The 26,682-nt window shown below is 31.7% G+C and carries 22 protein-coding genes and 6 tRNA genes; 3 read left to right on the forward strand and 25 right to left on the reverse strand.

The window, feature by feature from the left end:
* Positions 1–2: 2 nt before the first annotated feature.
* The 25 genes from KPL51_RS15125 to purR form a co-directional block, all read right to left on the reverse strand.
* Positions 3–91: transfer RNA gene (locus KPL51_RS15125), tRNA-Leu, on the reverse strand.
* A gap of 68 nt (positions 92–159) precedes the next feature.
* Positions 160–235 (reverse strand) — tRNA-Met (locus tag KPL51_RS15130).
* Between the two features lie 93 nt (positions 236–328).
* Positions 329–404: transfer RNA gene (locus KPL51_RS15135), tRNA-Met, on the reverse strand.
* 106 nt (positions 405–510) lie between these two features.
* Positions 511–587: transfer RNA gene (locus KPL51_RS15140), tRNA-Met, on the reverse strand.
* A 5-nt stretch (positions 588–592) separates the two neighbouring features.
* A tRNA-Met gene (locus tag KPL51_RS15145) sits at positions 593–668 on the reverse strand.
* 5 nt (positions 669–673) lie between these two features.
* Positions 674–762 (reverse strand) — tRNA-Leu (locus tag KPL51_RS15150).
* Positions 763–946: 184 nt separating this feature from the next.
* On the reverse strand, positions 947–1,360 hold the full coding sequence (locus KPL51_RS15155) for a S1 domain-containing RNA-binding protein (RefSeq protein WP_164945020.1): 414 nt from the start codon (positions 1,358–1,360) through the stop codon (positions 947–949).
* Between the two features lie 80 nt (positions 1,361–1,440).
* Complete coding sequence (locus tag KPL51_RS15160; protein ID WP_216163231.1) at positions 1,441–1,713, reverse strand: FtsB family cell division protein; 273 nt, start codon at positions 1,711–1,713, stop codon at positions 1,441–1,443.
* 93 nt (positions 1,714–1,806) lie between these two features.
* Complete coding sequence (yabQ, locus tag KPL51_RS15165) at positions 1,807–2,211, reverse strand: spore cortex biosynthesis protein YabQ (RefSeq protein WP_216163233.1); 405 nt, start codon at positions 2,209–2,211, stop codon at positions 1,807–1,809.
* Between the two features lie 7 nt (positions 2,212–2,218).
* The gene (gene yabP / locus KPL51_RS15170; RefSeq protein WP_216163235.1) at positions 2,219–2,512 is read right to left on the reverse strand and encodes a sporulation protein YabP; all 294 of its coding nucleotides are present in this window, start codon (positions 2,510–2,512) and stop codon (positions 2,219–2,221) included.
* Positions 2,513–2,650: 138 nt separating this feature from the next.
* Entirely contained in the window at positions 2,651–2,911 is a 261-nt protein-coding gene (locus KPL51_RS15175; protein WP_216163237.1) for an RNA-binding S4 domain-containing protein, read from the reverse strand.
* A gap of 107 nt (positions 2,912–3,018) precedes the next feature.
* Positions 3,019–3,294, reverse strand: coding sequence for a non-specific DNA-binding protein Hbs (gene hbs, locus KPL51_RS15180; protein ID WP_216163239.1), 276 nt, complete (start codon positions 3,292–3,294; stop codon positions 3,019–3,021).
* Between the two features lie 139 nt (positions 3,295–3,433).
* Positions 3,434–4,876 carry a bifunctional methyltransferase/pyrophosphohydrolase YabN gene (gene yabN / locus KPL51_RS15185; RefSeq protein WP_216163241.1) on the reverse strand — a complete coding sequence of 481 codons (1,443 nt, stop codon included), beginning with the start codon at positions 4,874–4,876 and terminating at the stop codon, positions 3,434–3,436.
* Positions 4,877–4,897: 21 nt separating this feature from the next.
* A complete protein-coding gene (locus KPL51_RS15190) occupies positions 4,898–6,436 on the reverse strand; it encodes a putative polysaccharide biosynthesis protein (protein WP_216163243.1) in 1,539 nt (512 codons plus the stop codon).
* A gap of 163 nt (positions 6,437–6,599) precedes the next feature.
* Positions 6,600–7,151, reverse strand: coding sequence for a stage V sporulation protein T (spoVT, locus tag KPL51_RS15195; RefSeq protein ID WP_216163245.1), 552 nt, complete (start codon positions 7,149–7,151; stop codon positions 6,600–6,602).
* A gap of 181 nt (positions 7,152–7,332) precedes the next feature.
* Positions 7,333–8,331, reverse strand: a complete 999-nt coding sequence (locus tag KPL51_RS15200) for a peptidylprolyl isomerase (protein ID WP_216163246.1) — start codon at positions 8,329–8,331, stop codon at positions 7,333–7,335.
* A gap of 95 nt (positions 8,332–8,426) precedes the next feature.
* Positions 8,427–11,948 (reverse strand): transcription-repair coupling factor, encoded by a 3,522-nt coding sequence (gene mfd / locus KPL51_RS15205; RefSeq protein WP_216163248.1) that lies wholly within the window; start codon positions 11,946–11,948, stop codon positions 8,427–8,429.
* Between the two features lie 57 nt (positions 11,949–12,005).
* Positions 12,006–12,569 carry an aminoacyl-tRNA hydrolase gene (gene pth / locus KPL51_RS15210; RefSeq protein ID WP_216163250.1) on the reverse strand — a complete coding sequence of 188 codons (564 nt, stop codon included), beginning with the start codon at positions 12,567–12,569 and terminating at the stop codon, positions 12,006–12,008.
* A gap of 302 nt (positions 12,570–12,871) precedes the next feature.
* Entirely contained in the window at positions 12,872–14,008 is a 1,137-nt protein-coding gene (locus KPL51_RS15215; protein ID WP_224854287.1) for a S1C family serine protease, read from the reverse strand.
* Between the two features lie 89 nt (positions 14,009–14,097).
* On the reverse strand, positions 14,098–15,510 hold the full coding sequence (locus KPL51_RS15220) for a sensor histidine kinase (protein WP_216163254.1): 1,413 nt from the start codon (positions 15,508–15,510) through the stop codon (positions 14,098–14,100).
* Complete coding sequence (locus tag KPL51_RS15225) at positions 15,511–16,197, reverse strand: response regulator (RefSeq protein ID WP_216163256.1); 687 nt, start codon at positions 16,195–16,197, stop codon at positions 15,511–15,513.
* 391 nt (positions 16,198–16,588) lie between these two features.
* The gene (locus KPL51_RS15230; RefSeq protein ID WP_216163258.1) at positions 16,589–17,560 is read right to left on the reverse strand and encodes a ribose-phosphate diphosphokinase; all 972 of its coding nucleotides are present in this window, start codon (positions 17,558–17,560) and stop codon (positions 16,589–16,591) included.
* A gap of 216 nt (positions 17,561–17,776) precedes the next feature.
* The gene (glmU, locus tag KPL51_RS15235) at positions 17,777–19,147 is read right to left on the reverse strand and encodes a bifunctional UDP-N-acetylglucosamine diphosphorylase/glucosamine-1-phosphate N-acetyltransferase GlmU (protein ID WP_216163260.1); all 1,371 of its coding nucleotides are present in this window, start codon (positions 19,145–19,147) and stop codon (positions 17,777–17,779) included.
* Between the two features lie 168 nt (positions 19,148–19,315).
* Positions 19,316–19,636 carry a septation regulator SpoVG gene (gene spoVG, locus KPL51_RS15240; protein ID WP_216163262.1) on the reverse strand — a complete coding sequence of 107 codons (321 nt, stop codon included), beginning with the start codon at positions 19,634–19,636 and terminating at the stop codon, positions 19,316–19,318.
* Between the two features lie 106 nt (positions 19,637–19,742).
* A complete protein-coding gene (purR, locus tag KPL51_RS15245; RefSeq protein WP_216163264.1) occupies positions 19,743–20,564 on the reverse strand; it encodes a pur operon repressor in 822 nt (273 codons plus the stop codon).
* Between the two features lie 414 nt (positions 20,565–20,978).
* On the opposite strand from purR, the gene murC reads away from it, so the two are divergent.
* The 3 genes from murC (at position 20,979) to KPL51_RS15260 (ending at position 26,659) form a co-directional block, all read left to right on the forward strand.
* A complete protein-coding gene (murC, locus tag KPL51_RS15250) occupies positions 20,979–22,358 on the forward strand; it encodes a UDP-N-acetylmuramate--L-alanine ligase (RefSeq protein WP_216163266.1) in 1,380 nt (459 codons plus the stop codon).
* A 777-nt stretch (positions 22,359–23,135) separates the two neighbouring features.
* Positions 23,136–24,872 (forward strand): ABC transporter ATP-binding protein, encoded by a 1,737-nt coding sequence (locus tag KPL51_RS15255; RefSeq protein WP_216163268.1) that lies wholly within the window; start codon positions 23,136–23,138, stop codon positions 24,870–24,872.
* On the forward strand, positions 24,872–26,659 hold the full coding sequence (locus KPL51_RS15260) for an ABC transporter ATP-binding protein (RefSeq protein ID WP_216163270.1): 1,788 nt from the start codon (positions 24,872–24,874) through the stop codon (positions 26,657–26,659). Before KPL51_RS15255 ends, KPL51_RS15260 begins: the two co-directional genes overlap by 1 nt.
* Positions 26,660–26,682 lie beyond the last annotated feature (23 nt).

Below are 26,682 nucleotides of genomic sequence, written 5' to 3' on the forward strand. Positions count from 1 at the left end.
TTTGGTGCTGAAGACCGGAATCGAACCGGTACGGTGTTTAACCACCGCAGGATTTTAAGTCCTGTGCGTCTGCCAGTTCCGCCACTCCAGCTTATTTGCTTTCGACTTACACAATGTGAGATTTTACTTATTCAACGTAATGAGTAATTTAAAACTCATTGGTTGCGGGAGTAGGACTTGAACCCACGACCTTCGGGTTATGAGCCCGACGAGCTACCAACTGCTCCATCCCGCGATATTAAAGTTGAATCTAAAAATTAAAACTAATACAAAATCTTATTTTAATGATTAAACAGTATAACTATACAATCAATAATTTAAAACTTATTGGTTGCGGGAGTAGGACTTGAACCTACGACCTTCGGGTTATGAGCCCGACGAGCTACCAACTGCTCCATCCCGCGACATTAATTCTAAATTGTAAATAAGCTTTTTTGAAAACAATTATAATTTTATACTAATATGTACCATATGTCAATATTTTTTTATGAACTAAAGATTAAATGTAAATGGTAGCGGAAATAGGACTTGAACCTACGACCCTTCGGGTATGAACCGAATGCTCTAGCCAGCTGAGCTATTCCGCCACATTTGGTTGCGGGAGCAGGACTTGAACCTGCGACCTTCGGGTTATGAGCCCGACGAGCTACCAACTGCTCCATCCCGCGATATTTGGTGCTGAAGACCGGAATTGAACCGGTACGGTGTTTAACCACCGCAGGATTTTAAGTCCTGTGCGTCTGCCAGTTCCGCCACTCCAGCTTATTGACTATAATTTCATCTGCGTCTTGCTAATTAGTTACTAACTTAACTTGTTCCACATTTACTAGCATTCGAAGTGTTACTTGTCAGCAACATTTTTTATTATATATGATGTAGAAACTATTGTCAATAACTTTTTGTTTTTTTAAAATAGGAACTAAGTACTTAGTTCCTACAGATTTCACTAATAACTTGACGTTTTTTTACTATATCCTCTGCCTTTTCCCTCTTGATGTTTTTTAACGTCTTGAAATCTTTCTTCACTGTCTTTTAAAAATTTAGTCATTATGTCTTCAAATCCACTTGCATTTGCTTTGCTTTTTTCCTTTTCCCAATCTATCTCCATTGGTTTAATAGATTTTTTAGGCACTCCAGCTTGTTTTATGGACAAACTAATTTTACCATTATCATCTACAGAAATTACTTTAACTTTAACTATATCATTTTCTTTAAGATGATCATTAACATTTTTAACGAATGTATCCGAAACCTCAGATATATGCACTAGTCCTGTCTTGCCCTCCACTTCTACAAACGCACCAAAATTGGTGATATTTACTACTTTACCTTCTACAATGCTTCCAGCCATTAAGGTCATATTAAAAAGACTCCTCCTCAAAAATAATGTTTTTATTTTATATATTAATTTAATAATAAGCATAACAATAATTATAGCATTTAGTTTTTATTATCCATTACAGGAGTTTCACCTTCTTTAACAAGACCTAAAATTTCTCTTGCCAATTTTTCTATATATTTGTCAGTTTTAGATAACTCTACTTCATCCTGCAATACTTTTTTTTCTTCTTTTCTCTTTTGTAATTCAACATTATACTTTTGTAACTCATTCTTTTGTCTTACCATCGTTGCCTGTTGGTGAATTAAAACATAACATACATACACCACAGCAAAAACTAATACCACACTCTTAATACTAAATTTTTTTTTCATATTACATACCCTTTTCCTTTCAATGGAATGAGTATTCTATAAACTTCATAAATCTATTCTAAATTGTATTTCACATTTCTTCAAGCTATTTTTTTATAATTTACTATTTTTTTTTATTCCAAGCTTACAAAATAATAAATTTAATGGATACAAAATGTGATTCCATGCAATTCTAAATACTTTCCCATTGAGTTTTAGAGCTCTATATTGCAGTTTTATAAAAGCCCTACTTAAGAGTTTTAAATATAAGTATGCCCCTATTATCAAACATACATACACATAAAAGTTTATGTAGCCCTCATTAGTATACATCAAAAATATAAAAACGACTATAGAAGTTAATGTCCAAAATAGTAAATCTTGTATTATCGTTAAAAATTTGTTAGGATTTTCGAATCCTCTAATTAATCTATATATGTCAAAAAATATACCAGTTATTATTCCAGACAATAAACTGAAAATTATAAGTCTAACTTGGTTTATCAATGAAATTATCATAACTCTTTTACCTGAACAATCTTGATATTATACTATCTTTTTTGACTTTACTTTTGTCGCTAGTATAAACAAAAGCATCTACCTTCCCAGTTATTATTACATCTCCATTTTGAACATCTAATTTATTCATCTTTAATTCTTTTCCTTTTACTATCATTGTTCCTACATCTGTGTTCAATAATATTTGATTTTCATTGAAATTTATAACCTCAATAACTCCATTAATAGTGAGCTTTTTTCTGTTTTCAAGCATTAAATTGCTTTTTCTATCCTCTATTTTGGTTTCTTTCTTTACTTCCATAATATCCTCCTTATTAATTTTAATAATAAAAATTGGGAATTAAGAAGCTAATCCTATTCACAATTAGGTACATACCATTATATTCCTATAAAATGTATATGCTTATTAAACTTAATTAAGAATTATATTTAACAACATTTATTCATTGTCTTCTCTTCCTGAAACTATTTCATACATTTCTTTTGCACTATCTTTTGTTACATGTTCGGCAATATTTATAATTTTAGCTTGTAAAATTTGATTTGCAAATTGAATTTCGATAGTATCACCTTCAGCCACCACTGTCCCTGCTTTTGCTACTTTATCATTTATAGAAACCCTACCACTTTCGCAAGCTTCCTTTGCTATAGTTCTTCTCTTAATAATCCTTGAAACCTTTAAATATTTATCTAATCTCATATATGCTTCTCCTTTTTAATATGATTTGCTATTTTTAGCATTTGTAAAACAAAATTTTAAAACAAAAAACCCAGATAAATATCTAGGTTTTTCACATCACAGTAAAACTATTTATTTACTATATCTTTAAATTCTTTACCAGCTTTAAATACTGGAACTGTTGATGCTGAGATTTGAATTTCTTCTTTTGTTCTTGGGTTTCTACCCATTCTAGCAGCTCTTGCTCTTGTTTCGAAAGTTCCGAATCCAACTAGTTGAACTTTTTCACCTTTTTCTAATGTTTCTTCAATACTTTCTATAATACCTTTTAGAGCTGCTTCTGCGTCTTTTTTAGTTAACTTAGATTTGTCTGCAATACTTGTTATTAATTCTGATTTATTCACTTTTGTTACCTCCTTATTATTGAGTACACTACTTAGTAGTGCGTACGCTATTAAGCATATTCTTCACTATTAAATAGCATATTCTTCACCAATTTTAAAATTCCTTCTTTTGAACTTGTTTTATTTCTAAATAAATTTATCAACTTTTGGATTCGTTCCATAAAATGTCCATTTCTGCAAGTGACATGTTGCCTAAATCTATGTTTCTGCTACTTGCATTTTCTTCTATGTACTGAAAGCGCTTGATAAATTTATCTATAGTATAATTTACTGCAAATTCGGGGTCTGTGTCAAGTAGTCTAGCAACATTTACAGTAGAAAATACCAAATCTCCCACTTCTTCTAGTATTTTTGCCCTATTTTTGCCTTTATATACATCTTTTACTTCTTGTAGCTCCTCTAACACCTTTTCCATAGCTGGTTCAACTGAGTCAAAGTCAAAACCTATTTTCGATGCTTTTTCTTGAACCTTATGTGCTCTCATTAAACCAGGCAAATTTTTAGGAACATGCTTTAGAGTATCTGTGTAATTTGTAAATCCTTTTTCTTCCATTTTAATGTTTTCCCAGCTTTCTAAAACACCTTTAGAATCTTTACTTTCTGGAATTTTAAAAATATGAGGATGCCTTTTTATCATCTTATTTGTAATACCTTTAATAATATCATTTATATTAAAATATCCTTCATCTTTTCCTATTTGGGCATGAAAAACCACCTGTAGTAGCACATCCCCTAATTCCTCAATAATTTCATCTTCGTCCTTGTGGTCTATGGCTTCCAAAACTTCATAACATTCTTCAATAAGACATTTCTTCAAAGATTCATGTGTTTGCTCCTTATCCCACGCACATCCATTTTCACCTCTTAAGATATTCATAACTGCCAACAAATCGTAAAAATCCACTGCCGCTTCTAATTCTTTTGGCATATAAATTGAAGTTAAGTAGTCGATATCTTCTTGCCTATCTAGCTCATATAATTTAATATTTCTAGTATTTTCCAGTCCTTTTACACCCGCTGCTCTAACAAAATAAATTTCCATATCATCTTTGTAATACTCCAGCAGAGCAAGTTTTACGTCTGTTGCTATAGATTTATTGTAAACTTGTGTTATTAACAGCCCTACCCTTTTATCTAACACTTGATTTTTTATATCGAAGGCATCTATAATTTTTAGTCCTTCAATAGGATCTAATTTTAAGCTTTGAATAACTGCATCTATAAAACTAACTGCGGGGAGAATTTCTATATCTATGTTATTCTCTTCACAAAGTTTTAATAATAGTTTAACAGAAGTTTCTGCCACAAGGGGGTTACCAGGTACTCCATAAATTATATCTCCGTATGTTTCATGTTTTTGGATAAGATCCTCTGCAATGGCCTTATAAATATCATCAAAATTATTATTTTCTTCATATCTATGGTCATAGGTCTCAAATTTAATTGATAGTGTTTTTAGATATTCCACAGTAGGATGCTTTTCTGTTCTTAAATAAATTTTTTTCCCCGCTTTAAGAATCTCAACTGTTTCGATAGTTAGTGATCCTATTGCACCAGGACCCAGTCCCACTACTTTAATCATTAGCTTTCACTCCTTTGTTTTTTATTTTTGCCTAGAAAGCTTATTTTTAATTTCCTGATATTCAAATATTCTGAGCAAAAAAATTAATATTACGTAAACAATAATTCCTATTGTGATGGATACTACGCAAGCAAGTCCACTGCTCATTGTATAATTATAGACATTTGCGTTACTAAATACAACTGCAATTATCATTATACCAGCTGCAATTGATGGTTTTACAAAAGCATCTAAAATCTTAATTTTTATATTTAGTACATTCTTTAAATCCCTCATATTTAATAAGCAACTTGTAATATATCCTAAAATAGTTCCTATAACCGCACCATAGATATTTACAGATGAAAACGTAACTAATACATATGTTACAATAATCTTTATAATGCACCCCAGTGCTAAATTGTATACAGGTTTCATATAATTGCCTATACTTTGGAGTATTGCCGTGCTGGTTTGAGTTAAAATTAAAAATGGTATAGATATTGATATATATTTGAGGATTTCATACCCCGCTGCATCCTTCATAAAAACCAAATGCATTATAGGATAAGCCATAAAAAACATACCTAGTGACGATGGAAGTGAGATAACATTTGACAATTTCACAGCCATATCTACTCTTATAATGAGTTCTCTCCTTTTCCCTAAATAAAAGGCTTCTGCAATTATTGGCACCAAAGACGCGCATAGTGCCACAGAAAGAGCTAAAGGTACATTCATCAGGGTAAATGCCTTTCCAGTCAACTGGCCATACATTACTGCTGATTGTGTTTGCGTAAATCCGGCTTTTAGAAGTTGCTGGGGTACTAAAACTGAATCTATCAATGACATAATAGTACCCACTGCAGCACCTAAAGATATTGGTAGTGCAGCCTTACCTAAATCTGATAAAATATTTTTTTTCTTTGATGTTTTTCTTACTGGCAGCTCTTTTTTCATCCTAAAATAAGTTAGCATTAAATATATACTTCCCATAACTGCACCAACTAAAGTTCCAAGTGCTGCTCCTCCAGCAGCATATTCAATTCCCTTTGGAAACAATAAATATGCAAATAAAACTCCAGCCACAACTCTTCCCACCTGTTCAACTATTTGCGAAATAGCGGTAGGTCTAACATTCTGTAGCCCTTGGAAAAATCCCCTAAAGGTACACATAACAGAAACAAAAATTGGTGCTATTGCAATTACTGTAAAAGAGTAATAGGATTTAGGATCCCATTTTAAAATAGATATAATAGGCTTTGCAAACATTATCATCAGCATAGTAACCACTGACCCTAATGTAAGCATAAAAAAAAGTGTTTGCCTTAATACCTGCCCTACTCCTTCTCTATCATTTCTAGCATTCATCTCTGCAATAAGTTTAGACATAGCTATGGGAACACCTGAAGCTAATGCCACAAACGTCATGTAAAGCGGATACGACATCTGATAGTATCCCATGCCTTCATCCTTTATAAGCGCCTGTATTGGAATTCTAAAAAATAGTCCTAAAAATCTTGCGAATATTCCTGCCAGTCCAAGTATAATTGTCCCTTTTATCAATGAATGTTTCTTCATAATATCCTCCTTATAATGCTATGTGGTAGGTAATAATTACATTCTCTGATTATAATTATTTAACTTAAGGACTTATTATTACTTATATTAAAAAAATAAAAGTATATATTACCGCAAATATGTTTCACTTTGCCTCGTAATATATACTTTTAGGTGTTTACTTTTATTGTTCCATCTGTTTTCCTAAAAAAGATGCTGCAGTTTCTGCTAATTTCAATTCTAAATTTCCAAATTTAACTTCTGCATCTGTTGATATTATTAGTACTGCCCCAATTGCATCTCCTTCTGTTATTATAGGCGCTATTACCTGAGCCTTATATTTATTTTCCATCTCATCATCATACAAGGCTATAACTTTTTCTGAGCCTTCCCCTAATAGAACAGCTTTTCTATCTTCCATTGCTTTTTCTAACTCCATGCTAACTTTTTTATCAACATACTCTTTTTTAGCACCGCCGCTTACAGATATTATGTTATCTTTATCGCATATAATTATTATATTACCTATAGTTTGCTGTAATGACTCAGCATATTCTCTAGAAAATTCACTTAATTCCCCTATAGGCGAGTATTTTTTTAAAATAACTCCACCTTCTCTATCAGTAAATATTTCAAGCGGATCTCCTTCTCGTATTCTCAGAGTTCTTCTTATTTCTTTAGGGATAACAACTCTGCCTAAATCATCTATACGTCTTACTATGCCCGTTGCTTTCATTTAAATAATTCCCTCCTTAAATAAAATCTTATATAATATACTTGCACTATTATTATCTTTCTAAAGTTGGAATTTTATGCACATTTATATATGTTTTATTTTAATATTATAAATACGAATAAAAAAAATAGAGAATACCTAAATATTAAGGTATTCTGTATAGCTTTATAAATATAAAATCTTATAGATTTTTTTCATTTTTTGTTATCTTAGCTTCTGTTTGCCATTTTGTCATGGCAGCTTTCCATGCTGCTTCTTTTTCCTGTGCTATAAGGGTTTTTTCTACTTCTGCCTTAACCGCTTCAAATTTCTTTACAGGATACTCTTCTTTTGCAATGGTTTTTATTATATGCCATCCAAATTGAGTTTGAACAGGAGCTGAAATCTTACCTACTCCTAAAGTTGATGCCGCTGCCATAAAAGTTTTATCCATTTGAGTATCATTGTACTCTACGAATCCTAAATCTCCGCCATTCTCAGCAGCAGTTTGGTCTGTACTCTTTTCTTTTGCTACCTTTGCAAAATTCTCACCAGCATCTAATCGTTTTTTAACCGCTACCGCTTCTGCTTCCGTTTTAAGTAAAATATGAGCTGCATGAACTCTGTTTGGCTTTTCTGTGTATAGTGTTAAATTACTATTGTAGTATGCTTTTTGTTTTGTCTCATCTGTTTTAACATTTTTTGTAACTTCTTTATATAATGTATCTTGAATAATACTTGGTTTTATTCTTCCTTTTAATTGCTCTTCTGTAAGGTTAGCCTGTGTTAATGCTTCCTTATACTTAGCATCTGTTCCTAAGCTTTTCTTGATTTCTGCTAATTGCTTAGCAATTTCTTCATTTAATTTGGCTTCAGTAGGCATTACTTTTAACTCATTAGCTTTATAAATTACTATTTTTTCAGTAATAAGGCCTTCTAACACCTGTTGTTTTTGCTTTGTTATTTCTGTCATAGCTTCAGCATTATCTTTATAATTTGCTCCATACTGTGTTTCAATCTGTTTCATAACAGCCGCTAATTGTTCGTCCACCTGTCCTCTAGTTACTTTAGCATCGAAAACCTTAGCTACTGTACTTTTAGCAATACCTTCAGGTGTTTTTTCAATCATATTACAACCAACTAAAGATGTAGCAAATATAGTTATCAAAGCTGCAGTTATTATCTTTTTTACATTTTTCATTATATTTCCCCCATTCTGTATGTAATATTGACATTTAAAGTTTTGTTACAATACATTACATATTAATTTTAACACATATTTATTTTATCACAAATTCACTTTATTTCAACTATACTTTTTATAAACTTAACAATCTCTATAAGAATTGAAAGAATTTCTTCTTTCTTTAAGCTTTTGTATTTATATGCAAATACTGGTTTATTTCCTAATTTAAATATGATATTTCTATTATATTTACTAACTAAGGCTTTAACTAACTCTCCATTTATTCTTTCACTCCTATCAAATTGTAATACTACCTCCTCATTCACCTCCTTAATTTCTATTATCCCAACCTGTTTTGATATAGACCTAAGATAGGCAATATCCATAAGATTAGCAACTGGTGATGGAATATCTGAAAACCTATCTTCTATTTCCTCTTGTATATCTAACATGTCCTCATGGCATTCAATAGCTGCAATTTTTTTATAAATCTCAATTTTCTGGGACTCATCCTCAATATAAGTACTAGGAATATATGCATCTATCTTAATTTCAACTGATGTCTCAATAGGTTCTACTTCCACATCACCTCTTATTTTTTTCACTGTATCTTCTAGCATCCTACAGTATAGATCATAGCCTACAGCAGCCATATGACCATGTTGAGCGGCACCCATCATATTGCCAGCACCTCTAATTTCAAGATCTCTCATTGCAATTTTAAAACCTGACCCTAGTTCCGTAAAATCCTTAATTGCTTTAAGTCTTTTTTCAGCCACTTCAGTTAATACCTTATCTTTTCTATAAGTAAAATATGCATAGGCGATTCTATTTGAACGCCCAACTCTACCTCTTAATTGATAAAGTTGTGAAAGTCCCATCTTATCAGCTTCATAAATTATCATGGTATTTGTATTTTGGATATCTATTCCTGTCTCTATAATGGTAGTACACATTAATATATCGTACTTATTCTCCATAAAATCTATCATAACAGATTCTAATTCTCTTTCTGTCATTTGACCATGTGCAATGCCCACTCTAGCTTCTGGAACTAACTTACCTATAAATGCTGCCATCTCATTAATAGTTTCTACCCTATTATACACAAAGAAAACTTGACCATTCCTAGTTAGTTCCCTGAGAATTGCATCCCTTATTAGTTGGTCATTAAACTCCACCACATAAGTTTGTATTGGATACCGCTCCTCTGGTGGTGTCTCTATTATACTTATGTCTCTAACTCCAGTAAGTGACATATGTAATGTTCTAGGAATTGGAGTGGCTGTTAGAGTGATTACATCTATATTCTTTCTTATACTCTTTATTTTTTCCTTGTGAGTAACTCCAAATCGTTGCTCCTCATCTATTATTAGTACCCCTAAATCTTTAAATTTTACATCACGCTGAATTATCCTGTGGGTTCCTATTAGTATATCCACATTTCCTTCTTTTGTAGCCTTAAGAACAACTTTCTGCTGTGCGGGTGTTCTAAATCTACTTACCATTTCAATTTTTACAGGAAAATCTGAAAATCTTTTGGTAAGATTTTTATAATGTTGCTCAGCAAGTATTGTAGTTGGCACCAAGAACGCTACTTGTTTTCCATCCATAACTGCTTTAAATGCCGCTCTAATGGCTACTTCTGTTTTACCATACCCAACGTCTCCACATATCAATCTATCCATAGGTTTATCCGATTCCATATCTTTTTTAATCTCTTCAATTGCTATTAATTGATCTGGTGTTTCATCAAATGGAAATTCTTCTTCAAATTGTTTTTGCCATACAGTATCCTTGCTATATCTATATCCTTTAAGTGTTGCTCTTGATGCATAAAGCTTTACCAAGTCCTCTGCAATATCTGCAATAGAAATTTTCACCTTATTTTTTGCCTTAACCCATTCTACTCCACCTAATTTGCTAATCTTTGGAGCTTTGCCCTCACTTCCAATATATTTTTGTACCAAATCTAATTGTTCCACTGGAACATAAAGGGTATCTCCAGAATTATAACCAAGGTCTAAATAATCTCTTTTATGACCATGAACCTCTAATTGCTTAATTCCTCTGTATACTCCTATTCCGTGATTTACGTGAACAACATAGTCCCCCAGTTTAAGTTCTGTAAAACTTTTAATTTTACTTACACCCTTTTTTTTTGCACGACTAGTAGTTTTTCTTTTTGATTGTCCAAAAACCTCACTATCTGAGATAACACATAATCTTAATTCCGGGTATTCAAATCCCTTTAATTGATTACCAAAAGTTACAATCACTTGTCCAAACTGGATTTCTAAAATACTGTCTTTATAGACACTCTCAATGCCTCTATCCCTAAGTATATCTATAAGTCTCTCCCCTCTAGTTCTTGTACCAGAAAGAATTACCGTCTTATATCCTTTAACTTTTTTATCCTTTATATCTTCAATAAGCATATCTAATTGACCATGATAATCATGAATAGTAATTTGAGAAAAAGATATTATTGACCTGGGCTTAAGTATTTTTGTACTTTTAGCAATACCATTTATTGTCATAACCTCTAAACCCTCTAAATCTTCATATATATGCTCCTTATCAATCAAAAGTCCAGCTTGCCTGGGCAGTATACTTCCTCGTTTTAAAAAATTTTGATAGTTTTCCCGAAACTCAAAATACACACTATCTAGTTTACCGAAGCATCTTTGTGCATCATCGACTACTATAAATGAGTCCTTCATGTAATCTAAAAAAGTAGAGGTAGTATCATAAAAATAAGGCATATAGCTGTCAATGGCTTCAAATCTCCAGGTTTCTTTAAGTGCTTCTAAGTTAGAATTAACTAAAGATGTTATTCTTTCAATAACTTCTTTATCTTTTTTCTTATGAAAGCTAGCTCGTATAGTGTCAAAATCACTCTTTATTTCATTGTATCCCTTTTCCATTCTTTCCTGTGTTAGTATTATTTCCTTTGCCGGGAATATATCTATTTTTTTAACCTTGTCAATACTTCTCTGAGTTTCACTATTGAAGGTCCTTATAGAATCTATTTCATCATCAAAAAGTTCTATTCTAAAAGGCAACGCAGATATAGGGGGGTATAAATCTATAATCCCTCCTCTAATAGAAAATTGACCTTTATTATCTACTCTATCTACTCTTTCATATCCACACTGAATTAACTTTTCTGAAAAATCTTTTAAATTCAATGTACTTCCTACCGATAATTTAAAAATATATTTTTGTAATAAATCTATAGGAATATAAGTAGCCGCCAAAGCTTCAATACATGTAATTATTATTTTCTTACCCTTTTCTGTAATCTTTTTCATTACCTTAAGTCTTTCCCATCGAAGGTCCCCTGATATTGCATCCGCATTATAAAAACCCACTTCTCTGGTTGGGAAATAATACACATCATTTGCATAAAAAGATAAGTCATCATATATGTTTTTAGCCTCTACATCACTATGTGTTAAAATTAATATGGATTTGTCTAATTGCTCGTACACACCATTCACTAAATAATTCTTAGCTGATTCCGAAAGCCCGTATACACCTATTGGGTATGTTTTGTCTTCTATATTTTTCAATATATTTTCAAACTGTTTGCTATCTTTCAAAGGCTTCATAAGCCCACCCAGTCTCATCTTAACACCTCTCACTCACTGCATAAATATATAATAATATTTTAATAATAATTTTATTTAAGCAATAAAACCATTAAATTCGTTCATAGCTTCAGTACATCCCTTTGCTATTAGAGTTTCAACAGCTTTTATGCCAGCTTCAAAGGTCTTTTCTACGAGTATTCGATCCTCACTAGAGAATCGTCCTAAAACATAAGGTATTAATGACCTTTCTGGTTGTCCTACACCTATTTTTATTCTCGGAAATATATCTGAATTCATATTACTAATAATACTTTTTATCCCATTATGACCCCCAGCACTACCTTTACTTCGTATTCTTAATTTGCCTACATCCAAACTAATATCATCATATATTATGATGATATTTTCACTGAGAATTTTATAAAAAGAAGCGGCTTCTCTTACACTCTCCCCACTTAAATTCATATATGTATTAGGTTTTAATAGGATTACTTTTTCGCCTGCTATATTAGTTTCACCACACATGCCTTTAAATTTTATCCTATTAACCGAAATATTATACTTACCTGCCATTAAATCAATTACATCAAATCCTACATTATGTCTCGTATGTCTATATTCATCTCCTGGATTTCCAAGTCCAATTACCAAGTACATTATTGCCTCCAAATTTTATTATGTTTAAGCCATATATCTAGCACATAATTATTTTTTATTTTATTTCTAATATTATACTAAAAAAATATTTAAATCCATAAATTTATATAAAAAATTAGTTTTATATAGAATATACCATGTACTATATATTTTTCTTGTAGGTCAGCTTTTAAAAAACAACTAGTTATCATGCTTGCTGTTTTTCAGGAACCTAACCTATATACATGTTAAAATTATGTTAATTATATTATTAACATATTTCTTTTTTTTAGTACTTAATGCGTATTTTTTTGGAACAAGTTTTAATGAGCCTTTAATTCAGAGAGAATTATACTAATGCCTTTAATTTTACCGTCTCTCCAAATCTTACAGGATAAAGTCCCTCCAACCTTGTAACTTTCCAGCACCTTACTTAAATCCTCCATGTTTTTAACACTCTTTCCGCCTATTTCGGTTATAATGTCAGTAGGCATAATGCCGGCTACAGCAGCGCCACTCTCTCGTACAACATCTTGCACATACACACCCTCTACACCATCATCGCCCACCGAAATTGCAGTTCCTCCATAAATACCTAAAGCTGGTCTAATAACTTTACCATAGGTCATCAGATCATCAATAATTTCTTTAGCTTCATTTGTACTAATAGCAAAACCCGTTCCTTCACTTCCAATAACCGAATTAATTTTAAAACTATTTATACCAACAACTTCCCCATAGCTGTTGCACAATGCTCCACCACTATTCCCCGGATTTATTGCCGCATCAGTTTGTATTACTTTATATATAGTTTGTTCCCCAGTTTTTTTATTAACTATATTAATTCTTCTATCTAGTGCACTTATAATTCCAGCAGTAACACTTCCTGAAAACTGATCTCCCAGTGGATTACCAATGGCAATGGCTAAATCACCCACCTTAAGCTTTGAGGAATCTCCAAATTTTGCAATAGGTAAGTTATTAGCTTCAACTTTTATAACCGCCAGATCCGATATAGCATCACTTCCTACAACTTTTGCTTTCAAGACGTTATCATTACTCAGCTTTACTTTTATTTCTGTTGCACCTTCAACCACATGGTAGTTAGTAATAATAAACCCATCACTTTTATATATAATTCCTGAACCACTTTCTTCTGGAGTATCCCATAACCCTCCTTCTTTATTACTTATGCCAACTACTGCTGGTGATACCTTTTGAGAAACCTTCCAAATAGGATTTTCTGCTATTCCTTGAAGGCTGTTACTAAGAGTACTTGGGCTAGCATCTACCCCTTTATCTTTATTAACTACATACTGAGCTGTAATTCCGCCAGAAAGAGATGCTATTAGTATAAAACTAACTACTTTTAAAAATGATTTAACATGACTTTTTTTATTGCTTTTTCTAAATTTAATTTCACCAAAGATATCATTACCAGACTCTGCATTTTTCCACATAGCATCTTCTATTTCTTCACGTGATTCATATTTATTCTTATTACCCATAACATCACCCCCTAATGGTTATAATTAAATCATGCAGTATCTTATTTTACTTTCATTAATGTAAACGTAAAGCAAACACCATTTTCCTTATTTTCAACCCATATATCTTCCTGCAATTGGGTTATTATATTTCTCACTATAGATAATCCAAGCCCAGTACTTTCTTTAGCTGTTCTTGCTTTATCTGCTTTATAAAATCTATCCCAAATATGAAGTAGATCTTCTTCTGCTATTTTAGGGCCATCATTGAAGACAGAAATGAAGGCTTTTTTTCCTTTAGTTTTTGAACTGATTTTTATTTTACCGCCAGTGTTTACATATTTTATTGAATTATCTAATAAATTTGTAATCACTTGAACTAACCTATCCTTGTCTCCCGCTACAAATAAATTATCCTCATCAAAGCAGACATCTACAGAGGCCCTTTTTTCTTTGATTTTTGTTTCATAATTTATAACTGTAAGTCTAATTATTTCGTTAATATCTACTTCCATGATTCTTAAACTAAACTCCCCTGCTTCAATGGCAGACATATCAAGCAAGTCATTTACAAGTCTAGTTAATCTTTGAATTTCTTCATAGGCAATAGACAAATAGTATTTTTCCTTCTCTTGTGGAATTACACCATCTAGTATTCCGCTAATAAATCCTTTAATTGAAGTTATAGGAGATCTAATCTCATGGGATACATTGGATATAAATTCACGCCTATTCTTCTCGTTTTTTTCTATGGAATCAGCCATAAAATTAAAGGATTGAGCAAGTTCCCCTATTTCATCATCTGATTTCAAATAAACTCTCTTATCTACATCTCCATTAGATATTTTTCTAGCTACAGAATTAATCTCTGCTAAGGGCTTTATTATTATTTTTTGTGAAAAATAATATATAACTATACAAGAAAGTATTATTGCAAAAATTGAGGATATCCAAATTATTTCGTAAACCCTTTTTAAGGATTGACTTAATTCTTCAATTGAGTTGTATAATATTATAGAGCCCTTATATGTACCCGAATCCATTATGGGAGTACCGTAAACTCTCACCGCTTTATCAAATATTCCAGCATAGGGTCCTGTAACCTCAAAAGTGTTACCAAGTCTAAGCTGCTCTAGTTCCTTTGCAAATACCTGCTTTCCCATAAATTCCTTATGGTCTTTATTAGATACAGCATAAACAAACCCTGAGCTATTTGTAAGCCAAATATCCGACTTAATATAATCACCAATTATTGTTATTATATCATTCACTTGCTGCGAGGTAACCTCCCCTGCCATATACTTCTTAGCATAATCTTGTATCATATTGGAGTTACTTAAAAATTGGTCTTTCCGCTCATCGAAAAAATAATTTTGGAACCAATAAGATAAAAAAGAAGCAATAATTATAAGGCTCATAGATATTATAATAGTATAGGTGGCTAGCATCTTGGGAAACAGCCCTTTTTTAACCATTTATTTCACCTCAAATTTATATCCTACTCCCCAAACTGTCTCGATTTGCCAATTTGGCCCCCCTTGAAGCTTTTCTCTTACCCTTTTAACATGTACATCTACAGTTCTAGAGTCACCTGGATAATCGTATCCCCAAACCTCACATAGTAACTGTTGCCTAGTAAAAACCCTATTCTTATTAAGAGCTAAATAATGTACTAATTCAAATTCTTTAGGTGGCATTTTTACTTCTTCACCTTTATAAGTAACATTATAAGAATTAATATCAATTTCTAAATCCTCAAAATTTAAAACTTCTTTACCACCATTATCTAAGTTGTAACGCCTAAGCACAGCCTTGACTCTTGCAATTATTTCTTTTGGCTCAAAAGGCTTTACTACATAGTCATCAGCTCCCAGTTCTAGCCCTAATACCTTATCAAAGGTTTCTCCTTTAGCCGTAAGCATAATAACCGGTGTTTCGTGTTCTTTTCTTATCCATTTTAGAACATCTATACCATCAATATAAGGCAACATTATATCCAGCAATACCAAATCTGGTTTATAACTTAAAAATGCTTCCTGCGCAGCCCTACCATCATGTACTACTTTTGTTGCATATCCTGAATTTTCAAGATACATCTTAATTACCTCAGCAATATTTTTATCATCATCAACTATTAATATTTTTCCTATAGTTCCTTCCATATCCTTACCTCCAACTTATTTTTCTATTATTTCAATCTATTATTCTCGTATATTTTTTTCTCTGCTACTTTTCTGTTCTTCACTTTTAAAAGGACTAGCCAATCTGACTAGTTTATTTTTATTGAGCTTTCTAGTAACAATTCATTTTAGAAATAATTTATCTTATCACTAATTTATCATACTTTAATGTTAACTAATCAGTTTTTATAAAAATGTTACAAATTATTCACTGTTATACACCGTTAATTTGCATTTTTTACACATACGATGCTTATATTCAGTATAAACCTTTTCTCTCTATTATATAAATAATTTTAAATTTTAATGGAACAAAAAAATAGTGATGCTCAACTATAAAAATAATTGAGCATCACTATTTTAAAATATGTATCTATAAATCAGATTCTTCCTCAAATAATTTACTTACAGAGACATCCTCGTATATTCTCTTTATAGCCTCTGCCAAAATTGGTGCTACGGATAATGTAATGAACTTATCACAATGTTTATCCTCTGGCAAATCAATGGTATTTAATATTATTAATTGTTTTATTACTGAGTCATTTATTCTTTGAATAGCAGGCCCAGATAATACTCCATGACTGCAACAAGCATAAACATCCTTTGCTCCTAGTTTAACTAGTGCATTAGCCCCGTTAGTAATAGTTCCAGCAGTATCTATCATGTCGTCCATCATAATACAGGTTTTTCCCTTAATATCACCTATAACATTCATAATCTCAGAAACATTAGCCTTTGGTCTTCTCTTATCAATTATAGCTATTGATGCATGCAATTTATCTGCAAATTTTCTTGATCTAGCAACACTTCCAAGATCTGGCGCTACTACAACTACATCATCTCTATCCTTAAATCCATTTTGAATGTAATATTTTGCAAGTATAGGGGTTCCCATTAAATTATCAACAGGAATATTAAAATAACCTTGTATTTGAGCTGCATGTAAATCCATAGTAAGTACTCTATCAGCTCCTGCAGTTGTTATAATATCTGCCACAAGTTTCGCTGTTATTGGATCTCTAGCTTTTGCTTTTCTATCTTGCCTTGCATATCCATAATATGGTATTACAGCTGTTATCCTTCCTGCTGAAGCTCTCTTAAAGGCATCAATCATAATAAGTAATTCCATTAAATTGTCATTTACTGGTTCATTAGTTGATTGAACAACAAACACATCAGCGCCTCTAACAGTTTCATGAATATTAACAGATATTTCACCATCACTAAAAGTTGTAACATTTGAATCTCCAACTTTTAGCCCTAGTATTTCAGCTATATCTGCGGCTAATTTAGGATTTGAATTCCCTGTAAAAATTTTAATATTTTTGCCGTGGTTTATCATCTGTAATCCTGATTTTCAAAATAATATAAAAATATATTTAAGTATACTTTATATCAATTTTCATTCCATACACTAAATAGAATGGTAGTATCATAATATTTAACCACTAATTTACATTTTATGTGCATTTAGCAGTATATAAATATCGATTTTACTACAAAAATCAGTTTTCCACCTCCCTTTATATTTTACTTATTAGATATTGTACTTTATGCCTTATTTATTATGTCCTTTTTTCACTACCCAATTCTCAATGTTTCTCTGCCTTGCTCTAGCTATGGCCAAAGCATTCTCAGGAACTTCATTTGTGATTGTAGATCCAGCTGCAATGTATGTATTATCATTAACTTTTACAGGTGATACTAAGTTAGTATTACATCCTATAAATGCATTATTGCCTATTATCGTTTTAAATTTTGATATTCCATTATAATTTACAACTACAGTTCCGCAACCAAAATTACAGCCACTTCCAACCTCTGCATCACCTATATAGGTAAGATGGGATACCTTTGTATTATCTCCAATAATTGATTTTTTAATTTCAACAAAATCTCCTATTCTAGCATGTTTCCCGATATTACTTTCTGGTCTAATATACGCATATGGACCAACTGTGGTACATTCGCCTACCTTACTTTCAATTATTACAGAACTCTGAACTGAAACTCCATTTTCAATAGTACTATCAACGATTCTATTATTCTGATAAAGAACACAGTTTTCTTTAATAATTGTGGTACCTTGTAGTATATTGCCTGGATATATAATAGTATCTTTTCCTATTTCCACTTCTAAGTCAATATAAGTGTTATTAGGATCCATTATCGTAACTCCATTTTCCATGTGTTTTCTATTAATTCTTATTTTCATAATTAATTCTGCATCTGCAAGCTCAACTTTAGAATTAACAGCAGTAATTTCTTCCACTGGTACATCAAAAGCTCCAACCTTAAACCCTCCACTTTTCAAAATACCAATAACATCTGTTAAATAGTATTCCTCTTGTGCATTATTATTATTTAATCTATCTAAACTATTAAGTAATTCTTTTATATTAAAGCAGTACATTCCTGAATTTATTTCTTTAACTAATAATTCTTCCTCTGTACAATCTTTAAACTCAACTATTTTTTCAACCTCATTGTTTTCATTTCTAATTACTCTTCCATATTTTGCAGGGTCATCCATCTTTGAAGTTAATATGGTAGCTTTAAACTCCCCTTTTTGATGATATTGTAACATTTCCCTAACGGTATTTTCAGTAATCAGCGGACCATCTCCAACAAATATTGCTACGATGCCATCATTACCCTCTAAGAATTCTTTTGTACACATTACTGCATGTCCTGTCCCTAACTGATCTTTTTGAAGGGAGTAATTAACTTTTCTACTTTCTGTTGCTTCTTTAACCGTCGAAGCTCCTCTTCCAATTACCACATCAACCATTTCAATATCAGCACTTCTCATAGTGTCAATAACATGGTTTATCATTTCTTTACCACAAACTTTATGCAGAACCTTAGGAGTATTAGAGTTCATTCTTTTCCCTTCACCAGCAGCTAATATTATAGCGCATTTATACAAATAAAACACCTCTTTATACAAAAATTCGACACATACAAACATTATATCTTATATTATATTCAATTAAAACACTTCTTATAGTATATTTTATATTATATTTAATTGCAACCAGACTTCTCACTTTTTATATACTTTCTTTCAAAAAAACAAAAAGGGTTTTCACCCTTTTTATTTTTCTAAATTTTCTTCTACCTTTTCTTCTACTTTTTCTACCGCCTTTACTACAGGCTCTTCACTTTTTACTTTCTCATACTCTTCCAAAATAGCTGTCTGAATCTTCTCTCTTGTTCCAGTATTTATTGGGTGAGCTATATCCTTGAATTCTCCATCCGGAGTTTTCCTACTCGGCATAGCAATAAAAAGTCCGCTTTGTCCTTCTATAACCTTAATATCATGAACAACAAATTCATTGTCAAAAGTTATTGATACAATCGCTTTCATTTTACCCTCTGTAGCTATTTTTCTAATTCTAACATCTGTAATTTCCATACACTCCACCTCCAAGTTGCTTTATATTGCGTTATAATTATACTATTTCTCTATAACTTAGGTTTTTCCTTCTTAAATTGTAAAAAAATATTAAATCTTTTGAATATTATGCTTTTTCGAAGAATTTTGATGGAGTTAGCTCAGATTTACCTTCTATACTTATTCCCTTAAATTGAATAATCGATATGTACTCCTCAATTAATTTATGCCCACTTTCAACATTATCCATGAAAACTCCAATTCCTAAAAGTTCACTTTCAAACTCTTTAAGCAAATTAATTATGCCTCTTGCAGTGCCTCCAGCTTTCATAAAATCATCTATAAAAATACATTTACTTCCTTTCTTTATAGAGTTTCTTGTAAGGGACATAGTTTGAATTCTATTGCTAGAACCGGACACATAGTTGATACTAACAGTACTTCCTTCAGTAACCTTAGGATCACGCCTTACAATAACTAATTGAACCCCCAGCATCTTTGCCACTTCGAAGGCTAGTGGTATTCCTTTAGTCTCTACAGTTACAACATAATCAATGTGTAACTCATTAAAAGCAGATGCAAGAATTACTCCTGCTTTATGCACAATTTCTGGATTATACATAATATCAGTCATATATATAAAATTCCCTGGTATTACTCTATCCTTATGGCTTAAAACTTCACATAGTTCCTCAGCAAATATTCTACTTTCAGGCCTTGAGACTCCACAAATATACCTTACCCCACCAGCTGCGCCTGCAACTGTTTCTATTTTTCCCATAGATAGCATGCTCAAAGTTTCGCGAACAATAACAATATCTTCGCTAATTGTAGATTTAGCTGCATTAAATAACTCTGTAAAGTTTTTTAAATTTATTATCTTGTTAGGATTTTCCGTTAATATTTTAGTAATACCTGTAACTCTTTGATTTCTACTATATTTATTCACTATATATCACCCATATCTTTATTTTGCGAATTTTATCGATTAAATTTTAATTATCATTCGTAATTTTATTGTAAATCTTTTTTGCCACTATTACAATGCTTATCGAACTAATTTCAAAACATTGTGGTTATTTCATATAAACTGTTTATTCATAATCAATATTTTATTGATTATTTTTATTTTTTACAATTTATAATCTCATATTGTGTGCGTTTTAAAAATATTATTCGTTTTGTGTGTTGTTTTTATATGATGTTGTATATAATTAAAAGAAGGTCTTAAGCCACTGAAAAAGACTTTCATACTGATTTAATATTTATTTTAGTGTGCCTTATATTGATTACTTTGTTATAATCAATACTATGTATTCTGCATATCCTAAATAGGTGTAATAATTTTTAAGGAGTTGATATAATGTCTTTTGATTTTATAAAAGATAAAAACAAGAAGATTCATTTTATAGGAATCGGCGGTATAAGCATGAGTGGCCTTGCTGAAATACTTATAAAAAACAATTATAAGGTTTCTGGGTCAGACATGCAGTCATCACATATAACAGATAAACTTAGTAAAAGTGGTGCTGAAATTTATATAGGCCATAATGGTGATAACATAGGTGATGCAGATTTAGTTGTTTACACTGCTGCTATTTCTCCTGAAAATCCTGAATATATTAAGGCTGTGGAGTTAAATCTACCTTTAATGGATAGAGCTGAATTTTTAGGTCAAATTATGAAAGGACATAAATATAATGTAGCTGTAGCTGGAACCCATGGTAAAACTACCACAACTTCCATGATTGCTCACATAATTTTAAATGAAGATGTAGACCCTACCATATTGGTAGGTGGAGAACTGGATGCTATAAGCGGTAATGTTCTAGCTGGAAATAGTGATTATTTTATTACTGAAGCCTGTGAATATAAGGCCTCATTCTTAAAATTCTTTCCCTATATAGGGGCAATAACAAATATAGATGCAGATCACCTAGATTACTATAGAGACATAAACCACATTAAAGATACCTTCAAGAAATTTATTGATCTTATCCCTAAGGAAGGCTATTTAATTACATGTATTGAGGATGAAAATGTTAAAACTATTCTCCACAACTATGAATACAAATGTAATATAATTACTTATGGTCTTAATGAAGGAATACTTCAAGCTAAAAATATTAGCTATAACGAGTCAGGTTGTGGTACCTTTGATGTGTATAAAGAAGGACTTCTACTATTCCAAATAAAGCTTAATGTACCCGGCCTTCATAATGTTTTAAATGCTCTTGCAAGTATAGGAGCTTCCCTGTGCCTTAATTTTTCTAAAGCCTCAATTATTTCTGGGCTTTCTAGTTTTAGGGGTACCCATAGAAGATTCGAACTAAAGGGAACTAAAGATGGTGTTACTGTTATTGACGATTATGCTCATCATCCTACAGAAATTAAAGCAGCTTTAAGTGCTGCAAAAAATTATCCTCACAATAAAATTTATTGTGTTTTTCAACCACATACTTATTCAAGAACCATAAGCTTATTTGAAGATTTTTCAAATTCTTTTTATGACATAGACAATTTAATCCTCGCAGATATTTATGCAGCTAGAGAAAAAGATACAGGGGTAATAAATTCCGATATGCTCGGCGATAGAATAAGAGAGAAGAATGTAAATTGCATAAATCTTCATAACTTCGCTGAAATTGTTCAATATCTAAAGAACAATTTAAAAGAGGGAGATTTGCTTCTTACAATGGGCGCAGGAGATGTATTTAAGATAGGGGAAATGTACTTAAAATAATAAAATTTATTTTTTTCCAAATTTAGTATTGACATACATTGTCAAATAAAGTATTCTTAAAAAGTAACCAAATGAAAAAACTGTTAATAATTTTAAATTTGAAAAGGAGGTAGTCATCATGATAAATAAAAAAATGTATGCTAATGCCAACGTTACATCTAATTGTATTACATTCAGCAATATTTTTATGTCTAAAATTATATATGATAGCTCTACCTTAATGAAAATTATCTTTTCATAATTGTTTATCTTTATTAAAGTATTTTATGAAATTATAAACATTGGTCATGGGCTACTCGCCCATGACCTTTTTATATGAATTAATTTATTATGTTTGCATATTGATGCAGCATAAGATTAATGATTTTTTAAGTCATGGATATCTCCATGGCTTTTTTATGTTAACTAATCACATAAGTGATTAATTATAAATATCAAAAACAAATAAAGGGAGGAATTACATTGTACACATCAAAAGGTTTAACAAAATCAAAATCTATTTTAGGAGGAATCACTATGGGGTTTACATTCTTTAAAAGTAGAGTTCTACACAGTCGTTATCGGCGAAAGCCATTATATTTAAGCAATAATTGCCATAACAATGCCTTATATTATTTTATGATATTAAATAAACGTGTCTAATCTTGTAGCATTGTGCCACTGATAATTATGATTTATATATTATATAAATGCCTTAAATATTTTCAGAAATAGAGTAATTTCTATTTCTGAAAATATACTAATCAAAACTGACCATTTAAAGGAGGCGACATTTTTATGAAACGAATTTTAAAATATGTTACAAAATACAAATTCTTTATTATTATAGCTACTATTGCAATGTTAGTTAGCATAGCACTTGACATGTTTAATCCTTATTTAGTAAAAATTATGATTGATAAAGTTCTACGAAATAGTGAATATAATCTTCTAAACTTTGTGTTAATATCCCTTGCTGGAATTACTCTCACTCGTTCAATACTTGGATATATTAGAGAATACAGCTTAGACTATTTATCCTCTAAAGTAAGCATAGATTTAAAGACAGAACTATTTGATCATATTCAAAGTTTACCATTTGAATATTTTGACAGCATGAACACTGGTGAACTTATGTCAAGAATGGGTTCTGACGTAGATAATGTATGGAGGTCCATTGCTTTTGGAATAGGCCTTGCTATAGAGCAGGTAATTTATTTTCTAGCTGCCTCTGTACTTATATTTCGTATGAACTGGAAACTTGCACTGGTAACTCTTATAACTATGCCTCTTATTGGCTATATAGCAATGAAGCTTGAGAAAGAAGTTGGGCAGGCTTATGGCGACATAAGTGATCATAATGCAGTTTTAAACACCACAGCTCAAGAAAACATTGCTGGTGTAAGGCTTGTAAAAGCTTTTGCTAGAGAGAGACATGAGACCTTAAAGTTTTTAAACCACAACAGAACAAATTATGATCTAAATATGAAACAAACTAAGATATGGAGTAAACATTTCCCTATGATAGAGTTCTTATGTAACATATCGGTTCTGGCCGTAGTATGTGTTGGTGGAGTGCTAGTAATTGGGAAAAGCCTATCTATTGGTGAATTGGTTGCTTTTAGCCAATATGTGTGGATGCTAATTTGGCCTATGAGAATGATAGGTTGGCTTACAAATATTATAACTCAAGCAAATACTTCTGCTAAAAAAATCTTTGATATAATGGATGTTAAACCGGAAATTAAAGATAAAGATGATGCCTTACGTATGCCTTTAATTAAAGGCACCATAAAATTTGAAAATGTGTCTTTTAAATATAATGAAAATTATATATTGGAAAATATAAATTTAGAGATACCTGCCGGAAGCACTGTGGCAATAATGGGCACAACAGGTTCTGGCAAAAGCTCTCTTGTAAATCTTATAGGCAGATATTATGATATTTCCAAAGGCTGCATTACTGTAGATGGCAATGATGTTCGTGATATATGCCTCCATGATTTGAGAAGTAAAATGGCTGTAGTCCATCAAGATACCTTCTTGTTTTCAGAGAGTATTTATGAAAATATTCGTTTTGGAAACCTTGAAGCCTCACCTATACAAATAAAAAAAGCTTGCACGGATGCCTGCGTGGAGGAATTTCTAGGCAGTCTACCCGATGGCTATGAAACAATTATCGGAGAAAGAGGACTAGGGCTTTCCGGCGGTCAAAAACAAAGACTTTCTATTGCAAGAGCGCTAGTTAAAGACTCTAGCATCCTAATACTAGATGATGCCACTTCAGCCCTAGATATGGATACTGAATACAATCTTCTTAAGAATCTTCACAATAGAAATAACAAACAAACTACTTTTATAATTGCACATAGAATATCTGCAGTCAAAAATGCTGATATGATTCTATTCCTTGAGGATGGTCATGTGGCGGAAATAGGAAATCACCAGACTCTCCTTGAAACGAGAGGAAAGTACTATGATGTGTACAATCAACAATTTAAAGACTTTATTGACCTAGAAGGGGTGGTAGTATAATGGCTAGAAATTCAACACAGCAAGATGAACAGTTTGAAGAAACTTCAAAGGGAAAATTAATGATAAGGATATTTAGTTATCTAAAACCTTTTAAATTAAAAGTCGTTTTAGTTATTCTGCTTATGATACTCGTCATGGTATGTTCTCTACTAAACCCTTATATTTTAAAGCTTGCCATAGACAAATATATAGGGACCTCTAATATACGAGGCCTTGCACAAATTGCTGGATTTATGTTAGTTTTCAATGTAATATCCCTCATTGCCTCTCGAATAAGAATTAATATTATGGCGTCGGTTACTAACTCTGCACTACTGAATATAAGGCAAGAATTGTATACTCATATTCAGAAACTATCCTTTACCTTTTTTGATAACAGACCCGTTGGAAAAATACTTGCAAGAGTTATTGGAGACGTAAGTTCTCTGCAAGATCTATTTGATAATAGTGTAACTAGCTTTATCCCTGAAATCTTGACTCTTGTGTTTGTAACAATTATTATGTTTTCTATGAATATTAAATTAGCTCTAATTTCAATCTCATTCCTACCAGTGCTAGTTATTTGCCTTTTTTCTATAGAGATATTTTCTAGAAAGCGTTGGCAAATATATAGAGCCAAACGGTCTAATCTTAATGCCTTTACTCATGAAGATTTCTCTGGCATAAGAATAGTTCAATCTTTTGCCACTGAAGACAAAACCTCTAAAACCTTTGTAAACTATGTTAGCGATATGATGAATTCCTTTCTGAAGGCTGTTAGGTTAAATGATTTATTTTGGCCCATGGTGGAATTATCTTGGGGGGTTGGAAGTCTACTCGTATACTGGTATAGTGTGCCTCTTATAAAATCAAAAGCCTTAACTATTGGTGAACTGGTTGCCTTTACTGCATATATTTCAATGTTTTGGAGACCTATTATGAATATCAGTAATTTTTACAATACGTTAATAACAAACTTTTCTTCTGCGGAAAGAATCTTTGAAATACTAGATATCAAGCCAGATATCATAACTATTGATAAGGCTATAAAAATGCCTAAAATAAAAGGCGATGTTGAATTCAAAAATGTAGTTTTCAGCTATGATAATGATGTTTCTGTATTAAATAATGTAAGCTTTAAAATAAAAGCTGGAGAAACTATAGCTTTAGTAGGACCTACCGGGGCTGGTAAAACTACAATAATAAACTTAATTAGTAGATTTTACGATGCTGACAGTGGAGAGGTTTTAGTAGACGGTAAAAATGTGTCTCATGTTGATATTGAATCTCTCCGAAGTCAAATGGGAATAATGCTACAAGATACTTTTCTCTTCTCTACTACTATTATGGAAAATATTCGTTATGGAAAATTAGATGCCACAGATGCGGAAGTAATAGCCTGCGCTGTTGCAGTTAACGCAGATTCTTTTATCATGAAGTTAGATAATGGTTATGCTACGGATGTAAATGAAAGGGGATCTAGACTTTCTGTTGGTCAAAGGCAGCTTATATCATTCGCTCGCGCACTCCTTGCTAACCCAAGAATATTAATACTAGATGAAGCTACTTCAAATATTGATACCACCACAGAAAGGCTTGTACAAAAGGGCATTAAAAAACTCCTATTTAATAGGACTTCCTTTGTTATAGCACACAGACTATCAACTGTAAGAGATTGTGATAAGATAATGGTTATAGATGATGGAAGAATAGTAGAGGGTGGAACTCATGCTCAACTTATAAATTTAAAAGGATTATATTACGATCTCTATATGTCTCAATATAAATTTTTGAATGAAGGGGCTTAAGGGCGCTTACAATTGAGATCTAA

This window comes from Clostridium bowmanii (genome assembly GCF_018861315.1).
In the GTDB taxonomy this organism is placed as follows: domain Bacteria; phylum Bacillota; class Clostridia; order Clostridiales; family Clostridiaceae; genus Clostridium_AD; species Clostridium_AD bowmanii.